We start from the raw sequence: 17,967 nt of genomic DNA, 5'->3' as shown, positions 1-17,967 counted from the left end.
AAGCAGTTTGCAAAAAGCAAATACTGTTAGTAAATGATAATGTAGTAATTAGGAAAATTTATAAAATTTCTAATTACTGATACTACATTAAAGAATCATTAAAATAATTTGGGTGGTTGCCAGATATTTGCAAAAGCAAAAGAAGAATAAAATTGTTGACAAAAGGGAATTTTAATTTTTGAAGTAATTAAAATTATTTTTCTAAACGAAAAAAAAGTTTGATTTTCAAAAGCAATAATAGTGTTAACCGAATGGCAACAGACTGTTTTAAATGGTAAGTTTTGGTGGTCGTGTTTATTATTGTCTGAATGATTTGTGTTTTTGTTGTAATGTATATTCAAAAAATCAACAAAAGAAATACTGTTATTGCTCTCTTCGTGTTCAATATAATGATGAATTAAGTTGGGTAGTTTCAACAATTGCCCCATTTCAGTGTTAGTACACAAAAAAATAAATAGGAGTGATATGGCAATTGATTTTTTCAAGATTGTAAAAGTAGTTTTTTTATTTATATAATTAAATAAAAGATGAAGCAGTATGCTGCATTTGAACGGAAAGGGGAAAACAGTATATATAAACGGCTTGCTATGTGTTTGTCCCTTGTTAAGTTTTTTATTTACGAACAATTTCTACAGAACATTTTGCATGTAATGCAACTGCATGCGAAACAGAACCTAAAACAAAACGCTCGATTGCTCCATATCCGTGTGAACCAACTATTATCAAATCGGCTTTAAATTTTTCGGCTTCGTCAAGTATTACGCTTTTTGGTGAACCTGCAACTACTTTTGTGGTTACTAACAGATTTGGATTTATATTTTCAAGAATTTCGGCTGCGCTTTTTGCATTTTTTTCTGCATTTTTAAATGCGTTTTCATCAAATTGTGCATAGTATTCGTGGGAAACGCCCATTGGTTCTAAAGTGTTTACGATGGGTGTAATTTCATAGGCGGCAAGAATGCACACTTCGGTTTTGGGCGGAAATAGTCTGTTGGCAATTTCATTAATTGCTGTTTTACTATATTTTGAACCATCGGTTGCTAGTAGAATTTTCATTCTTTTTTCTCTACTAAATTCATTCCGCATTTAGGACATTTTCCGGGTTTATCCGAAGTAACTTCAGGATGCATTGGGCAGGTGTACGTTTTTTGAGTTTCCATTTTTTTATATTTTAATGCGTTTGTATTATTTAGACATATCCATATTTTTATCCATTCCAGTCATTTTGTGTGATTGCATTTTTTTATCTTTCATCATATCCATCATTTTAGGATTATCTATCATCGATCTACACATTCCAGACATCATCGTAGTATCTGTTTTACATGCTTCCATCATTTCGGTCATCATTCCTTTCATCATATCAGGGTTATCCTTCATCATTTTCATCATATTTTCATGATTTGTCATCATCATTTTTCCTTTACTGTTGTTCATCATTGCTTGCATCATATCTTTAGACATATCGCTATTGTTGGCAATAGTATCCATAATTGCCTTTTTTGTATCTGAATTTGAAAGAATTTGATTTACATCAGTTTTAGATTGACACGCAAATAATGTTACAAAAGCAATACTTAAAATAAATTTTTGAATGGTTTTCATTTATTTAATATTTAGCTGTGAAGTAATTTTCACAATATAAAGATAACATAACTAATTTATTAAAACGTCATGTTATTTTAAATAGTAGTTACATAATTAACACGTTTTCATATATTTAAACAAAAAAAAGAAGATGCTTGGTGTAAAAACAAGCATCTTCAGCATTAACCTTAAATAAAAAATTTTAGTAATTCAAAGTGGCACCAAAACCAATTCCCATATCACTATCATAGTGCGTAGTTATTCCAAAGTTTCTTTTGATAATATAACGTAAGCCTGCCATATATTCTTTGTCGGTATTCCACATTAAACTCATTCGTAATCTTTTAGAAACTGGGATGTCTTTTCGTTCCAACTGTAAGCGTACATTTCCATCAGTGAATACTTCGACTTGTGCCATTATAAGCATTGGCAAAGTATAATTAACCCCTGCACTAAAAACAGCTCTTTTGTCTTTGGTATTTGTTTGCCCAAATAGATTTCTTTCTTGCTCGTCTATTCCCATTTTTCTATATCTCCAATCAAAACCTACAAAAGGCATAATCCATTGCATTTTGTCGATATATCGCCCAATATGAGTTTCGGTTTCGTAGCCGTGCATAGTTTTGTAACCCAGACGCCATTCTGTTCCTATGCTCCAACGTGTATTTTGATACATTGCTTCTCCATCGTTTCCGTTTGTTGCAAAATCATTTTCGGCCATAAAATGAAATTTTCTATCGTCTGCAAATAATTTGCGTTGTGCCAATTTAGGGTTTGGTATTTCGGGATTTGGTGTTTGATTTTCATAAGAGAAAACTCTTCCCATTCCGCTCATCATGTGGTACAAAATATGGCAATGAAAAAACCAATCGCCACTTGCATTTGCATTGAATTCTAAAGTATCGGTTTCCATTGGCATTATATCAATGATGTTTTTTAGTGGTGCGTAATCACCTTGTCCATTGATTACTCTAAAATCATGTCCGTGCAAATGCATTGGGTGTCGCATCATAGAATTGTTGTGTATAACGATACGCACATTTTCGCCTTTTTTTATTAAAATTTTATCGGCTTCTGAAACTACTTTGTTGTCTAAACTCCAAACATAACGATTCATATTTCCTGTGAGTTCAAATTTTAATTCTTTTATCGGTGCCTCTTTCGGAAGATTGGTTTTTGTTGGCGATTTGAGCATGGCATAATTTAATGTAGTAATATCAGAAAGTGCATTGGAATCATATTGATTGCCCATACCGTGCATTTTATGGTCGCCCATATTCATACTCTCTTTTTTCTCCTTGCCTTTCTCCTTGTCTTTCATCTTCATTCCATCCACTTTATCTCCCTCCATATTCATACCCCGCATATTATCGTCTCCATTTTTCTTTAGCTCACCTGTTATTTCCGGATACATAACTACATTCATATCCATTTGGTTGAGGCTCATCTGCATTCCCATATCGTCAAGATCTCCGTTCATTTTCATCATGTCGTTCATCATTTTCATTCCTTCAAAATATTTTAGTTTTGGCAAAGGGGATAGTAACTGTTTAATGCCTGTACCTACATATAATGATGCCGATTTTGTGCGATCTTCTGGTGTGGCAAGAAATTCATATGCTGTTTTGTCCGCTGGTATAGTGACCACAACATCATAAGTTTCAGAAACAGCAATTAGTAACCTGTCTACTTCAACAGGTTCTACGTCGTTTCCATCGTTTGCCACAACGGTAATTTTGCCACCATAATATGTCAACCAGAAATTGGTTGATGCGCCACCGTTTGCAGTTCGTAAACGGACTTTATCACCTGCTTTAAATTGTGCAAGTTGACTTTCGTTTTTTCCGTTTATTAAAAATTTATCGTAAAAGACATCACTCACATCCATTGCGTTCATTCTTTTCCATTCGTTTTTGAGTTTGGTTTTAAAATAGCCGCTTCTTATGGCTTCCGCATAACTTTGGGTTGTTCCCTTTTTAATAGCAAACCAATCGGAAGCATTATGCAGCATTCGATGTACATTATTGGGGTTCATATCAGTCCACTCACTTAAAACCAACGGAACGGTTGGCAAATCATCAATTCCTTTTCTGAAAGTGGGGTCATCTGTTTTTTTATTCATTACAAAAGAACCATACATGCCAATTTGTTCCTGCAATCCTGTATGACTATGGTACCAATGGGTTCCGTGTTGAATAATTGGAAAGGTATACAAATGCGTAGTGTGTGGCTTTATGGGCATTTGTGTAAGATTGGGTACGCCATCGTATCGGTTGGGTAACATTAGACCGTGCCAATGCAACGATGTTTCTTCGTCCAATTCATTGTGCACATAAATTTCAGCGGTGTCGCCTTCCGTAAACGTGAGTGTAGGCATAGGTATGTGTCCATTTACGGCGATGGCTCTTTTGGGTTTACCTGTGAAATTTACGATGGTGTCTCGCACATATAAATCGTATCGAACTGTTCTTGGCGGTGTGTTGTTTACAATTGTTTTTATGGGCTCTAGGTTTGCTTTTGGCACATCCATATTGCTCATATCATGATTTTGATGTGTGTCATTAGTATCAGTTTTCATATTGTCCATCCTGTCCTTCTTTTTAGAAATTTCTTTCATGTGCATTTGCATTTCATCCTGCTTTTTGACTACCGCTTTCTTAATCGCTTTCGTTTTTTCCTTTATTAATGTCATTCCACATTTAGGGCATTTCCCTGGCTTATCAGCATGAATTTCGGGATGCGTCACGCAGGTGTATGTTGCTGGCTGCACCTTTTGAGTATTTTCTTTTTTCTTCATATCCATCCCTTTCATATCCTGTGCTTGTGCAAAGGAATAAATAGCGAAAATGAATGTTAATAATATTATTCTTTTCATTTTTTTGATTTTAAATTGATTTACGAATTCTTATTGTATTATTTATATAATTCTTTAAGCTTTGTTTTTATTTGACCAATCTCATTAAATAGTATTAGCAACAACTTTCACCCGTCTGTATTGACGGACATTTTACAGTTCCATAACTGCAATAAACACAACAATCACCTTGTTTTGGTTTTAATATGACCTTACAATTCTCGCATTCATAAAAGAATTGGCAAGCATCTGAAGGCATTTTTTCGTCTTTTTTATGTCCACAATTGGGACAAGTCAAAGTTGATTTTAGTTCCACTTCCTTACCGTTGTAGATTACACAAGTGTTACAAGTATTGTACAATTTATTTCTATAATAATTTACTCCTGTTGCTATCAACAATCCAAACATACCTATATAAATAAAATAAGGGTTGCTGTTAAAATAGTATCCGTAATAAATTAATAAAACCGATGGTACCGCTATCAATAAAGGATAAACACTACGATGTTTGCGATAAGAAATGATTAATCCTATAATAGAAATTAAAACCATTACCAGAAATATCCACATTGTCCACCCACCAAACAACTCAAAACTACCAAATCGAAATGTTGATGCTCCGAATGCAAAAAGAGGAAAACAACAAGGCGAAAATAGTGCTGTAAAGAACAGACTGCCTGTACCTAATTGGTCGATGTTATTTATTAGTCTCATTTTTAAATTGATTTTGCAATTTTTTCCATTATTGAATAGTCTGAGCCAAATTTGCAAATCGCATCACATTGACTTCGCAATTCTGAAAACAGAATGTACTTGATATTCATTTTTGAATTTTTTATGACGGGTCTATTTAGTTGTTGAATTACATCTTTTTCGCGACTGTCCGGAATGATGATATAAAATACCTCTTCGCCGTTGGAAATACTAAAATATAAATCGGAAAGGCGTAATATGCCGGAATAAATACTGGTGCTTTTTTCGACTTCAAATGCACCGATGATACTGTTTGTTCCTTTCTTAAACCAAAGCACATCAATGAGTTTAATCGTATTTTGGGTGTCTTTATCTGTTGGTAATTCTGGAAATTTACTAATTGATATAAACGAAAAACTTTGACCATTGAATGCTTTGCTTTTGTCATTACTAGCTGGTGTAACATCATAACCTAATGAAACTCCAATTTTAAGCAAATGGTATTGCATTTCGTTATGAAGATTTTCTGCTAATTTTTCTTCCTGAATTTCTTTTTGTCGTTTTAAAATATTCTTTTCAAATCGAGTACGTTCGTCTTCGCTTAAATATTCATCATTACCAATTAACATTTTTTGGGTTCCAATTTCAAAGCATAAACCTGCAATCGCTCCTAAATCATTTGATAATTCAGATTTATGTTTGCTGTTGGTTTCTATTAATGTTTCTCGGATTTTCAGATATTCTGTCCAACTCCCTAACTTCTTTTTGTCTTTGAATAGAAAATTAAATCCGTTGAGAATTGCCGTATTGAATGGCGGAAACCAAGTAGGATGTAAAAAATATAAAATACTCGCTACCGCCGGACCTAAACCTTTTATTTTTATTTCATCCAATTTTACAATTTCTTTTACAACTTGTTCTTCAGTTTTTGCATTGATGCAGTTTTCGAGAAATTGTCCAAAAGCGATTTTATTATTTTGATTTTCGTAAATATCAGGAATTCTTAATTTTGGTTTCCAATAAAAAGGATGTGCAACTCCAACAAATATTTGTTTTTGTTCGGCAATACAACTCAACACAAATTCTAAGCTACTTTCTTTAAAATCGTTCGGAAAAGTTTTGTTTTTTATATCGTCAATGACTTGTAAAACACCTCTACGAATGGTTCGAAATGCTTTTAATCGTTGGTCATTATCGACAAACCAAGTACTGTAAACACTTTCGGTATCGGTTTTGTATTGTTGAATGATTTGAGTAAGGTTATTCATTTTAATTCATTATATAAATTTCTATTCTTATTTTCTAAAGTTTCAAACTTCTTAATCTTAACGCACTTACAATTACGGATACTGAACTAAAACTCATTGCCAAAGCTGCTATCATTGGCGAAAGCAAAACTCCAAAAAACGGATACAAAACCCCTGCAGCAATTGGAATTCCCAGTACATTATAGAAAAAGGCAAAAAACAAATTTTGTTTAATGTTACTCATTACTGCGTGGCTCAAATTTTTGGCTTTCACAATACCTTGTAAATCGCCTTTTACTAAAGTTATTTTAGCACTTTCTATAGCCACGTCAGTTCCGGTTCCCATGGCAATTCCTATATCTGACTGTGCTAATGCAGGGGCATCGTTGATACCGTCTCCTGCCATCGCGACAGTTTTGCCGAGGGATTGGAGGCGTTTTATTTCATTTAGTTTGTCTTCGGGGAGAGCTCCCGCGGTGAATGAACTGAGGCCGAGTTCGGCGGCAACGGCTTTTGCGGTGTTTTCATTGTCGCCCGTTATCATTATTACTTCAACACCCTGGCGTATCAGTTCTTTTATTGCTTCTTTGCTTGTTTCTTTTATCTTGTCTGCAATGGCAACAAAACCAATTGCAACTCCATCTACAGCAATATAGGAAACGGTTTTTCCAAGTTTTTGTTCGGCGATAATTTTATTTTCCAAGTCATCAGAAACTGTGGCGTTCACTTGTTCCATTAGTTTTTTATTTCCGAGTGCCACTTTTTTATTGGATACGGTTCCAATAACTCCTTTACCGGCAATAGCTTCAAAATCCTTTGCTTCAATTAATGAAATATTTTTAGTTTTCGCAAAATTGACTACGGCTTGCGCCAAAGGATGTTCACTGTACTGATTTAAGGAAGCGATGTTTTGCAATAAAGAATTTTCGTCATTTTGCATTGAAAATACTTTTTCAACAGAAGGTTTTCCTTCGGTAATGGTACCTGTTTTATCGGTTATCAGAACATTTACTTTATTCATATTCTCTAATGCTTCTGCATTTTTTATCAGCACACCAGATTGTGCGCCTTTGCCTACGCCGACCATTACCGACATTGGTGTGGCTAATCCCAAAGCACAAGGACAGGCAATTATTAATACAGCAATTGCATTGATAAAACCATAGACCAAGGCAGGTTCCGGTCCAAATTTGGCCCAAACAAAAAAGGTTATGGCAGAAATAACGACTACAATTGGAACAAAATATTTCGCAATGCTATCCGCGAGTTTTTGAATGGGTGCTTTTGAACGACTCGCATCATTTACCATCTTAACAATTTGCGAAAGCAAGGTTTCCGAACCTACTTTCTCGGCGATCATAACGAATGATTTGTTTCCGTTGATCGTTCCCGCTATAACTGAATCATCAATCTTTTTATCAACAGGAATAGGCTCTCCTGAAATCATAGATTCATCAATAGTACTTTCTCCAGCAGTAATTTTTCCATCAACGGGAATTTTATCTCCTGGTTTGACACGCAATAGATCTCCTTTTTTGATGTCGTGAATCGAGATTACTTTGTCACCTCCTTCGATAACCAAAGTAGCTTCGGTGGGTGCTAATTTCAATAATTCTTTTATCGCTCCACTGGTTTGACTGTGTGCTCTTGCTTCTAATAATTGGCCTAACAAAACCAAGGTTAATATGACCGTTGTTGCTTCAAAATAAAGTAACACTGTACCGCTTTCGGTTTTAAATTCTTCAGGGAAAATATCAGGAAAAAACATTCCAACCAAACTAAACAAGAAAGCTACTCCAGTACCAATTCCTATCAGCGTAAACATGTTGAGATTCCAGGTAATGATCGATTTCCAAGCACGAACAAAGAACATCCCACACGCATAAAAAACCACGGGAAGCGTCAATATCAATTGCACCCAATTCCAGTATGAAATGTCCATTATCTTTTCTAACGGATTATTGGACATCATTTCTATAGTAGCTATTGCGAAAACAGGAATTGTAAAGGCTGTTGCTACTTTCATTTTCTTAAGCAAATCATTGTAAACCTTGTTTTCCTCACTATCTGTAGGTTCCATTGGTACTAAATCCATTCCGCAAATTGGGCAGGAGCCAGGTTCTTCTTTGATTACCTCCGGGTGCATCGGACAGGAGTATAATTTTTTAACTGTACTCAATTCATGAACTTTTTCTAAATTCATTCCGCATACCGGACAACTCCCAGGCTTATCGTAAACCTTGTCTCCTTCACAATGCATCGGACAATAGTATTTGCCTTGAGCATTACTTAGTGAAGGTATTGTATCCTTGTTATCACTAGTTTTATTACTGCAACACGATTTTGTTATTGGCTCATTGACCGTTTTGTGAGTTGTATCGTTAGCGTTACTCATTTCTATAGTGTACTTTCCAACGGTTGTTAATGCCTCTCGCAATTGATCCAGTGGAATGTGTTTTTCCATTGTTATTGTTGCAATTGGAGGATCCAAAGTAACCTTTGCTTGAATTCCTTCAATTGCATTTAATGTTTTTTCCACTTTAGAACGACAGCTATCGCAAGTCATTCCGGTAATTTTATAGGTATGTGTCATCTATTTTTTAAAATAAAATTTACTCTTTCATTTGGTGTTAATAATGGAACAAAAATGACTGGGAAACATAATGAATTATAAACCTCGATAATTAATCTATGAATGGTTTTTTGTGCTTCTTCGTCTTCAGTTCTTGCATAGTCTTTTGTAAATGGTAATCGGTCTAGTATAAAAATCTTTTTATAAGATACCTTCTTAATGGCATTAAGTAATTTTTCGTCAAAATCAAGATTTAAAAATTGATAGTAAGCCATTGCATCAGGAATAGCTCTGTCGAGAAAAACAGTTTCAATAGGTGATAATTGTGCTTCTTGTTTAATTTGCATATCTAGCACAGCTAATTGAAATTTTCTTTTGTTTTCTCTTATTTCTTCTAGACTTTTACCTTCTTCCCTCATGCTATCAATATAATGCCTAGCGTGCTCAATAGTTGTTTTATAGCCCCTTTTAGATAATATATCAATTACTGTTGTTTTACCTGTACTGGGTCCGCCTGTAATAACATACCAATTGGTATCTGCTTTTTGATTATCCATTTTCGTCACTTTTAAAATTGCAAGTAGAATGTGCTTTATTCGTATTAGTTTTAATTCACTATTTATTTGTTATAGTTTCCAAGCTTTGTCAATGATTTTTACATGACGAAAACTGTACTATTTTTTTACATTGTATAGCGGCTAAGGGTGGATTTAAAGTAATTACCGCCACAATTTCATTACGTTTTTTATGATTTTAGAACCGCAGCCATCGCAAGACATCTCAGTAATGTTATAGGTATGCGTCATTTATTTTGGGTTTTTATTTTACATTTTCATTCCCTCCATGGGGTCACTTCCTTTGCGGAATTTATATTCACTGTTTATAGCATAGGCTCCAGTGATGACAACTTTTTTGTTTATATCCATTTCTGATTTAATTTCGATCATTCCATTGGTTTCCGCTCCTGTTTCTACCATTAGGCTTTCAAATACCCCTGGTCTTTTCTCAATCCAGATGTAAGAAGCATTTTCTTCTCTTATAACAGCATCAGTAGGTATGAACATCCCTTTTATATTAGATTGAGTCAGTTTTGCCATGGCCTGCATTCCGGGTTTTAATAACAAATTCGGATTGGGTATTTCTATCCGAATTAAAAGCAGTCTGGTATCTGGATTTATTTCAGGATTGATAAATGAAACTTTCGCATATACTGTTTTTTCAGGAAAATCGATAAATGAAACTTTTGCGTTTTGTCCAAGGCGCACGTTTTTTGCGTAGTTTACATTTACTTGTGTTTCAAGCCAGAGACTATTTAAATCCGCTAATTTAATGATAGCGGAACCTTCCATCATATAACTGCCTTCAGTGGTTAATATTTCAGAAATATAACCACTATAGGTGCTATAGAAAGTGGTGTAAGGCGAAACTTCATTAGTTGTTTTTAGAGCTTCAATTTGGGCGTTAGATAAACCAAAGAACATTAATTTTTGTTTGGCTGCATTAAGCATACTTTTTGCATTTTTACCAAAATCACCGGGCATGGCAAGTTGTTTGTAAGCTGTAAAATAATCTTGTTTGGCTATCGCAATTTCTTCACTATATAATAAATAAACGGGGTCGTTTTTCTTAATGTAATCCCCTGTGGTTTTGAAATATAATTTTTCAATCCGTCCCATTGCTCTTGCGGAAATAGTTTTAATTTTTTCCTGATTAACAGTCAAAACCCCTGTATAAGCCTGTTCTAAATTACTTTGAGTTTGTGCAATGGTTTGTGTGGTTATGTTTCCCAATTGTATTTGTTGCCTACTCAGGCTTATTTCATTAGCTTCCGTATCGTTGCTCTTTATTGGGGTTAAAGGCATATGACAAATGGGACATTTACCCGGTTTGTCTTCCTTTACCTGCGGATCCATAGAGCAAGTGTAGAAAATATTTTCTTTTGTTTGGCGCTTGCTATGATCCTCCTTGTTTTTAGTAGTACAAGCTATAAACATAGTAAATAGTAAAAATAGAAGCCCTGTTTTTTTAAATGCTTTCATGGCAATTGCGTTTTAATAAAGCTTTCGCTATCGATTAAATATTCGGCATTTTTGGCTATAGTATCTTCAACAGAAATGCCCTCTATAATTTGAATGAAATCATTGATTTCAATTCCTGTTTTTATTGCTGTTGCTTTAAAGCCATTATCCCTTTTTATAAAAACTATTTTTTTATTACCAATACTCACTAATGCTTGTTTTTGTAACCAAATGGCTTTTATCGGATTTGTTTTCAATATGCCTTGTAATCGGGTACCAATGGGTAATTTCAGTATGTTGTTGTTTAAATAAACTCTAATTCTATTGGATTTATCAGTTGGACTCAACTGTGTTTCTATAAAATTAACTTTAGCAGTAATAAATTCGTTTTCGTCTAACTCTGATGTGATAGCAATAGATTGATTTGTTTTGATTAGGTTGTTGTATCCTTGCAAGACATTAAAAACACCCCATACTTTATCGGTATTCACTAATTTAAAAACAATCTCCCCTTTTTTTATATAGTCCCCTTCTTTAATAGTTAAAAATTCTGTAGTTGCAGTAGCGTTTTGCATCGTTATATTTGCATTTCCGGTCCTATTTTCCGTTGCCTGAATAATTCCGTAGGCAGGGCTATAAATAGAAATCACTGGGTTTGCCCTTTTGGCTGAAGCCAGTGAATTTATTTGATTAACAGTCATTCCATAGAGTAATAATTTTTGCTTTGAGGCTTTAATAATAGACCTATTATCGGAATCATTGGAAATCAAATAGATAAAATTTTGCTGTTCAGTCAGTAATTCCGGGCTATACAAATCAAAAAGCTTTTGTCCTTTAGCTACTCTTTGGTACTTATAGTTTACATACATTTTTTCTATTCTGCCACTTATTCTTGCCGCAATGTTAACAGACGAATTTGGGTCATAGATGACTAGACCAGGTAAGTATATTTCACTACTGATGGTGGTGTCTTTCGGGGTTGTGGTTTGGTAATTACCCACTATAAAATTATTGGTTGGCTTTAAAAGGTTTTCAATTAAGTTGCTTTCCACAACATGATTTTGGATCGTTTTTTTTACCAATGCCATTCCGCAAATTGGGCAATTACCGGGTTTATCCCGGATAATTTGCGGATGCATGGGGCAGGTGTACAATTCTTTTTGCGGCTGATTATCTACCGGTTTATTTGACTTCATTGCAAATAAATATAGTACCAATCCAATAATTGAAATTGTTGTAACTACTAAACTATATTTTAAATATCTGTTCATAATTATTTGATTTCTAAATGTTTTTCAATTTCAACTTGTGCAATCAAAATAGCCTGTAACTTGTCTAAAGTGTCCATTTGAGCCATATTTAATGCTTCCCAAGCATCCAGAACAACAAACAAATCACCGGTGTTATTTTGCCAGGCAAGTATTGCAGTATCATAATTTTTTCGCAAAGCTGGAATAATACTCTTTTCAGCAATATCGTATTGCGCCTTGAGATTGGTAAGTTCGGTATTCATTCCTGAAACCATTCCGTGAGCTTCATTCAAAACCATTTGTTTTTGCCAATTAAGGCTTTCATTTTTTATTTTAAAGCTGTTGACATTTGCCTTACTCATTTTTGAAGCCCAGGGAGCAATGGGAATAGTAACCATAAGCATTAAAGTGAATTGTTGTGGTTGTTGCCCAAAAGCAAACATATGTTCGTAATTAATTCCAAATTCTGGTAATAGTTTTGCTTTTTCGGCTTCTATTTTCAATTGATTTACCGCCATTGTTTGTTCAATAGCCTTGACATCACTACGATTTTCTATATGTGATACTGTATGTAATTTTATCAAATCGAAAACTTTTATTTGATAGGTGGTATCTATTTCAAATGGGATATTACTATCTCTAGCCATCAAGGTATTGAGCATAATTCGTTTTTGAGAAATATCATTTTGTAGCATTACTATCATGCTTTGTAATGTGCTATATTGCGATTTTGCTTTGTAGTAGGTGGACAATTTATCCATATTGTATTGGTAGCGAATTCCCATACTTTTGATCATATAGTCCAGTAATAATAAATTATCGTTAGCAAGTTGCCTTTTTTTATTCAGTATCTGCCATTGGTAATAATTCGTTTTTGCTAAAGCATTTAGTTGATTAATCGTATAGTTTTTGTTTTCTTTCTCTACTGAAGACATCGCATTCATATAGTTGTAATCAGCCTTTAGTTTTGATGGATTAGGTATCATTTGTGTGATACCTAATGTATAAAAACCCATACCAAGGCTATTATCACCAGCTTTCCATAATTTGGTATTATAAGGAGTCATAAAGAAACCTGAATTTACTTGTGGCGGCATCCAGCTTTTTGCACCTTTTGCCGCTGCATCCATACTTTGTATATCAGCATCGTACATTTTTAACTGTGGATTATTCGTTTTGATAGTAGTCAAAACGGTATCCAACGAAAGTGTTTGTGCAAATACATTAGTAGTGCATAAAATCAAACAACTTACAACGAAATAATATTTAATGTTTTGCATCGATAAGATCTATTTTACCTTTTGTTCTTAATTCACGAAGTTTTGACATTTCGAAAACAACCGGTGTTACTAATAATACATAAATAGTCGAGGTGATTGTACCACCAATGAGAGGAACCGTGATAGGAAGCATCACATCAGCACCCGTCCCAGTTGCCCAAAGAATAGGTATTAATCCAAATAATGAAACGGAAACAGTCATTAGTTTTGGTCGCAATCTTTTGGCTGAACCATCAATAATATATTCTCTCAAAATATCTTCTGTAATTGTTGCTGCACTGTTCCCATGTTTTGCTACCATTTTGTTCATCGCCTCATTTAAATAAATGGTTATTAGCATAGCCGTTTCTACAGCCAAACCAAACAGTGCAATAAAACCAACGGCAACGGCTACCGATAAATTAATACCATAAAAATAGACCATAAAAATACCTCCAATTAAAGCAAACGGCACCGTTATCATAGTTATCAGAGCTTCTTTCATGGAACGATACGTAAAGTATAAAACAAGAAAAATAATGATAACTACTATAGGCAAAATCATACTTAAAGTTTTGTTGGCTCTAATTTGGTTTTCCCATTGTCCGCTCCATTCTATATAATACCCTTTTGGCATTTTAGTCATCATCGCATTCAGTTTTTTCTGAGCTTCTTTCACTGTGCTTCCTAAATCACGCTCCCGAACATTAAACAATACGCTGCCACGAAGCATTGCATTTTCACTGTTTATCATGGGCGGACCATCACTTATTTTTACATTCGCAACCGTTTCTAACGGAATTGGTCCAAATTGCATCGTTTGGACTTGCAGTTTTTTCAAGGCTTCCAAGCTGTTTCGATATTCTTGTGCATACCTTGCATTTACCGAAAAACGTTGTCTTCCTTCGATAGTTGTGGTGAGTTTCATTCCTCCAATAGCCGCTTCAACAACAGTATTGATATCGTCAATTGAAAGGCCGTATCTACCAATTACTTCACGTTTTGCTTCTATGTCAATGTATTTTCCTCCGGTTATGGGTTCGGAATATAAATCTTTTACTCCGGCTGTGCCTTCGAGTGCTTTTTTTATTTTTTGGGATAACGCGTTTATTGTATCTAAACTTGCTCCGTAAATTTTAATTCCAACATCGGTTCTGATACCTGTCGAAAGCATGTTGATGCGATTGATGATGGGTTGTGTGAAGCCATTAGTTACACCAGGAATTTGCAGTTTGTTGTTTATTTCATTAACAACATCATTTTTTGTTTTGCCTTCTCTCCATTCTTGTTGGGGTTTTAGTAAAACAATCGTTTCAATCATGCTTATCGGGCTGTTGTCGGTTGCTGTATTAGCGCGTCCGGCTTTTCCCAAAACGTGAGCCACTTCGGGTATCGATTTTATCAGCTTGTCCTGAATCTGCAAAATCCTTTTTACTTCAGAATTGGAAACATCAGGCAAGGTTACAGGCATGAACAATATGGAGCCTTCATCCAATGGTGGCATAAATTCGGAGCCTAGACGAGTAAACATCAATACACCAATCAGCAAAGCAATTATATTTATGCCCAATACTGTTTTTCGCCATTTTAAACATAGTGTTAGAATAGGAGTATAGATGCTTTCCAGTTTTCTATTAATTGGATTTTTTTCTTCCACTCGAAGTCTGCCTTTAAGTAAAAAACTAATTAGTACAGGCGTAAGTGTGATCGCAAAAAACGCATCAACAATAAGTATTAACGATTTTGTCCACGCCAATGGGCTAAAGAGTTTTCCCTCCATGCCTGTAAGGAGAAAGACTGGTAAAAAAGAGGTAATTATAATTACGGTTGAATAGAAAACACCCGGTCCAACTAATTTAGAAGAGGATTCAATTAGCTGCAATTTTTCTTCAGAAGATAATGGATCGTGTTGTTTTTTGACTATTTTTTTAAAAAAATTCCTCATCGCTACAAATTATTTGTTGTTATCCATTTCTTCTTGTTTCTCCGAAATTGTCCTATAAGCATTCTCTACCATCACAATTCCGTCATCAACAATAACACCTATTGCCAGCGCAATACCCGTCAGTGACATAATATTGGAAGATATTCCAAAAGCTTGTAGGAAGATAAATGCAACCGCAACGGATATTGGTATTTGGATCAAAATGATCAAGGCACTTCGCCAATGAAAAAGAAAAAGAAGAATTATTATAGAAACGGCAATCATTTCTTCGATTAAAGTTCCTTTAACCGATGCGATAGCTTTTTCAATCAATTCGCTTCTGTCATAAGAAGTTTTAAAAGTAACGCCTTCGGGTAATCCTTTTTCGACTTCTTTCATTTTTTCTTTTACCGCTGTGATTACTTTATCAGCATTTTCTCCATAACGCATCACTACAATTCCGCCCACCACTTCGCCAGTACCATTTTCATCAAAAATCCCTAATCTCAAATCGCCCCCCATTTGTATCGAACCAATGTCTTTTACCTTTATAGGAACGGAATTGTAGTTTTTAATGGCAATGTCTTCTACATCTTTTATGTTTTTTATGTAGCCCAATCCTCTAACAATATAGGCCATATCGCTCATTTCAAATTTCCGACCACCAACATCATTATTATTGGCCTTCACGGCATTCATCACTTCCATCATGCTTACGTTGTAGTACTGCATTTTTAAAGGGTCTAAAACCAATTGATATTGTTTTTCAAAACCTCCAAAGGAAGCCACTTCTGCCACACCGGGAACGGTTTGCAATGCAAATTTTACATACCAATCTTGTAAAGCTCTTTGCTCTCCCAAGTCCATACCATTAGCATTCAAATGATACCAAAAAACGTGACCAACACCTGTGCCATCTGGCCCTAATGTTGGGACAACATTTTGTGGCAACAATCGTTGTGCATAATTTAACCTTTCTAAAACCCGGGTTCTAGCCCAATAGATATCAACATCATCCTCAAAAACAATATACACGAAACTCATCCCAAACATAGATGCCCCACGTATGTTTTTAATTTTTGGTATTCCTTGCAGGTTAGAGACCAAAGGATAGGTTACTTGTGCTTCTATAACCTGCGGGCTTCTTCCCATCCATTCTGTAAAAACAATGACTTGATTTTCGGACAAATCCGGAATGGCATCTATAGGGTTTTGTTGCACGCTATAAATACCCCAGCCAAATAAACAGGCCGAAACAAGCAAGACTACAAATCGATTTCGTAGTGAGAATGTTATTAATTTTTCTACCATTATTTTTAGTTTTCTATTGAAAGGCTATCGGCGGTTTTTTGAATCCAATTAATTACTTCTTGTTTTTGACTACTAGAAAGTATTGCATTTTTATGAATGAAAGTATAAGAAGACAAAGGCATTTCATTAGACTTTATTTGTTTGCTAATTGCTTCTAATTTGCTTATTTGTTTTCGATTTGAGTAGTTTCCAAATTCACTAAAGTTCAAATCTTTCTTTCCATTTTTAATATGACTTTCCATCAACATTCGCACTGGCTGAATGTAGGAATGCCACGGATAATTAGTATTGTTGCTATGACAGTCGTAACACGAGGTTTGTAAAATGGTTCGCACATTGGCAGGCACATTATATATTTTTGTAAAGTGCGTAGGCAAAACCTGCCCGTTATCTGAATTATGGGCAGGTTGATACAATTGCATCAGCAAAAAAAGAATAAAACCCACGACAACTATTCTTTTGATGATTTTCATTCTACAATTCTTTTTTCATTGAGCCGCAGCTAAGCATTTTTTTGCCGTAATATGGGTTTTTGATGTCTTTGCTTTCACTAATCCAAATGGCGCCTTTACCATCATCGTACATTGGGCAATGGTCTTGATACAATTTTTGTTCTGTTCCAAAGGTTTTGATTAAATCATTTATGTCTTTACTCAACATGGCGAAATGTTCTCTTTGATGTTCGATTTTCCCTGCGTTATCACCAATATGTTCTGCGTGTTCTTTGGCATCATCGGCTATATCAAGATATTCCTTTTTCAATTTTGCATCTATTATTGTATTGGAATTTAGGTTATTGAAAGTTGCATATAATGCTTTACCTGCATTGGCTGCTCCTTTTGTATCATCTTTCGTTAATGCGTTTTTTAAAGTCAAATAATTACTCACAATCTCATTGATAGAAAATTTAGTTTGTGATACTGCCGCAACAGTTGTTTCGGCTTTTACTTCAGTTAGAGTGCTGGAAGCAGTTTTGGCAGCTTCATTTACCGGCTCTGTTAATTCCATACCACATCTAGAGCATTTCTCTCCCTTTTTTCCTGTAATTTCTGGATGCATAAGGCATGCATACAATTGTGAAGTGCTCTCTTTTGTTTCTGAATTAGTTGTGACCCCTTCTTTGTTTTTTTGGTTACAAGAAACCATTACGAATGCCATTGTAATGGCTGAAAGAATTATATTTTTCATTTTTTTTAAATTTTTTAATCATTAATAATTAGGTTACTATGGTACTATTTTATACTCAATATT

11 protein-coding genes and 5 pseudogenes are annotated in these 17,967 nt (G+C 34.7%); all 16 read right to left on the bottom strand.

The genetic code is table 11. The features are described 5' to 3' along the window. Window positions 1-612: 612 nt before the first annotated feature. The 16 genes and pseudogenes from ACNQGH_RS17940 to ACNQGH_RS17865 all read right to left on the bottom strand — a co-directional run bounded on the left by ACNQGH_RS17940 (window position 613) and on the right by ACNQGH_RS17865 (window position 17,904). Window positions 613-1,056 (bottom strand): universal stress protein, encoded by a 444-nt coding sequence (locus ACNQGH_RS17940; RefSeq protein WP_417957382.1) that lies wholly within the window; start codon window positions 1,054-1,056, stop codon window positions 613-615. Beyond that, a pseudogene (locus tag ACNQGH_RS17935) lies at window positions 1,056-1,148 on the bottom strand (heavy metal-binding domain-containing protein); the annotation flags it as partial. The gene ACNQGH_RS17940 and the pseudogene ACNQGH_RS17935, both read right to left, overlap by 1 nt. A 37-nt stretch (window positions 1,149-1,185) precedes the next feature. Next, window positions 1,186-1,605: a hypothetical protein gene (locus ACNQGH_RS17930; protein WP_417957381.1), complete on the bottom strand. Its 420-nt coding sequence runs from the start codon at window positions 1,603-1,605 to the stop codon at window positions 1,186-1,188. 184 nt (window positions 1,606-1,789) lie between these two features. Beyond that, complete coding sequence (locus ACNQGH_RS17925; RefSeq protein ID WP_417957380.1) at window positions 1,790-4,462, bottom strand: multicopper oxidase domain-containing protein; 2,673 nt, start codon at window positions 4,460-4,462, stop codon at window positions 1,790-1,792. Between the two features lie 94 nt (window positions 4,463-4,556). Beyond that, window positions 4,557-4,775, bottom strand: coding sequence for a GDCCVxC domain-containing (seleno)protein (locus ACNQGH_RS17920; protein WP_417957392.1), 219 nt, complete (start codon window positions 4,773-4,775; stop codon window positions 4,557-4,559). 51 nt (window positions 4,776-4,826) lie between these two features. After that, window positions 4,827-5,156 (bottom strand): annotated as a pseudogene (locus ACNQGH_RS17915) (MerC domain-containing protein); the annotation flags it as partial. 2 nt (window positions 5,157-5,158) lie between these two features. After that, on the bottom strand, window positions 5,159-6,403 hold the full coding sequence (locus tag ACNQGH_RS17910; protein ID WP_417957379.1) for a hypothetical protein: 1,245 nt from the start codon (window positions 6,401-6,403) through the stop codon (window positions 5,159-5,161). Between the two features lie 34 nt (window positions 6,404-6,437). After that, on the bottom strand, window positions 6,438-8,975 hold the full coding sequence (locus tag ACNQGH_RS17905) for a heavy metal translocating P-type ATPase (RefSeq protein ID WP_417957378.1): 2,538 nt from the start codon (window positions 8,973-8,975) through the stop codon (window positions 6,438-6,440). Continuing rightward, window positions 8,972-9,511 (bottom strand): AAA family ATPase, encoded by a 540-nt coding sequence (locus tag ACNQGH_RS17900; RefSeq protein ID WP_417957377.1) that lies wholly within the window; start codon window positions 9,509-9,511, stop codon window positions 8,972-8,974. The genes ACNQGH_RS17905 and ACNQGH_RS17900 overlap by 4 nt, the downstream gene beginning before the upstream one ends. A 267-nt stretch (window positions 9,512-9,778) precedes the next feature. Then, on the bottom strand, window positions 9,779-10,993 hold the full coding sequence (locus ACNQGH_RS17895; protein ID WP_417957376.1) for an efflux RND transporter periplasmic adaptor subunit: 1,215 nt from the start codon (window positions 10,991-10,993) through the stop codon (window positions 9,779-9,781). Beyond that, window positions 10,990-11,184 (bottom strand): annotated as a pseudogene (locus ACNQGH_RS21915) (efflux RND transporter periplasmic adaptor subunit); the annotation flags it as partial. The gene ACNQGH_RS17895 and the pseudogene ACNQGH_RS21915, both read right to left, overlap by 4 nt. A gap of 387 nt (window positions 11,185-11,571) precedes the next feature. Continuing rightward, a pseudogene (locus tag ACNQGH_RS21910) lies at window positions 11,572-12,111 on the bottom strand (heavy metal-binding domain-containing protein); the annotation flags it as partial. A gap of 134 nt (window positions 12,112-12,245) precedes the next feature. Continuing rightward, window positions 12,246-13,502 (bottom strand): TolC family protein, encoded by a 1,257-nt coding sequence (locus tag ACNQGH_RS17880; RefSeq protein ID WP_417957375.1) that lies wholly within the window; start codon window positions 13,500-13,502, stop codon window positions 12,246-12,248. Beyond that, window positions 13,489-16,716, bottom strand: a pseudogene (locus ACNQGH_RS17875) (efflux RND transporter permease subunit). Before ACNQGH_RS17875 ends, ACNQGH_RS17880 begins: the two are co-directional and overlap by 14 nt. 5 nt (window positions 16,717-16,721) lie before the next feature. Further along, complete coding sequence (locus tag ACNQGH_RS17870) at window positions 16,722-17,189, bottom strand: heme-binding domain-containing protein (protein WP_417957374.1); 468 nt, start codon at window positions 17,187-17,189, stop codon at window positions 16,722-16,724. 1 nt (window position 17,190) lies between these two features. Beyond that, window positions 17,191-17,904 (bottom strand): DUF3347 domain-containing protein, encoded by a 714-nt coding sequence (locus tag ACNQGH_RS17865; protein ID WP_417957373.1) that lies wholly within the window; start codon window positions 17,902-17,904, stop codon window positions 17,191-17,193. Window positions 17,905-17,967 lie beyond the last annotated feature (63 nt).

This window comes from Flavobacterium kochi (genome assembly GCF_048286715.1).
Lineage (GTDB): Bacteria > Bacteroidota > Bacteroidia > Flavobacteriales > Flavobacteriaceae > Flavobacterium.
Note: the sequence above shows the minus strand (reverse complement) of the source record. Positions and strands in the feature narration are given on the sequence as shown.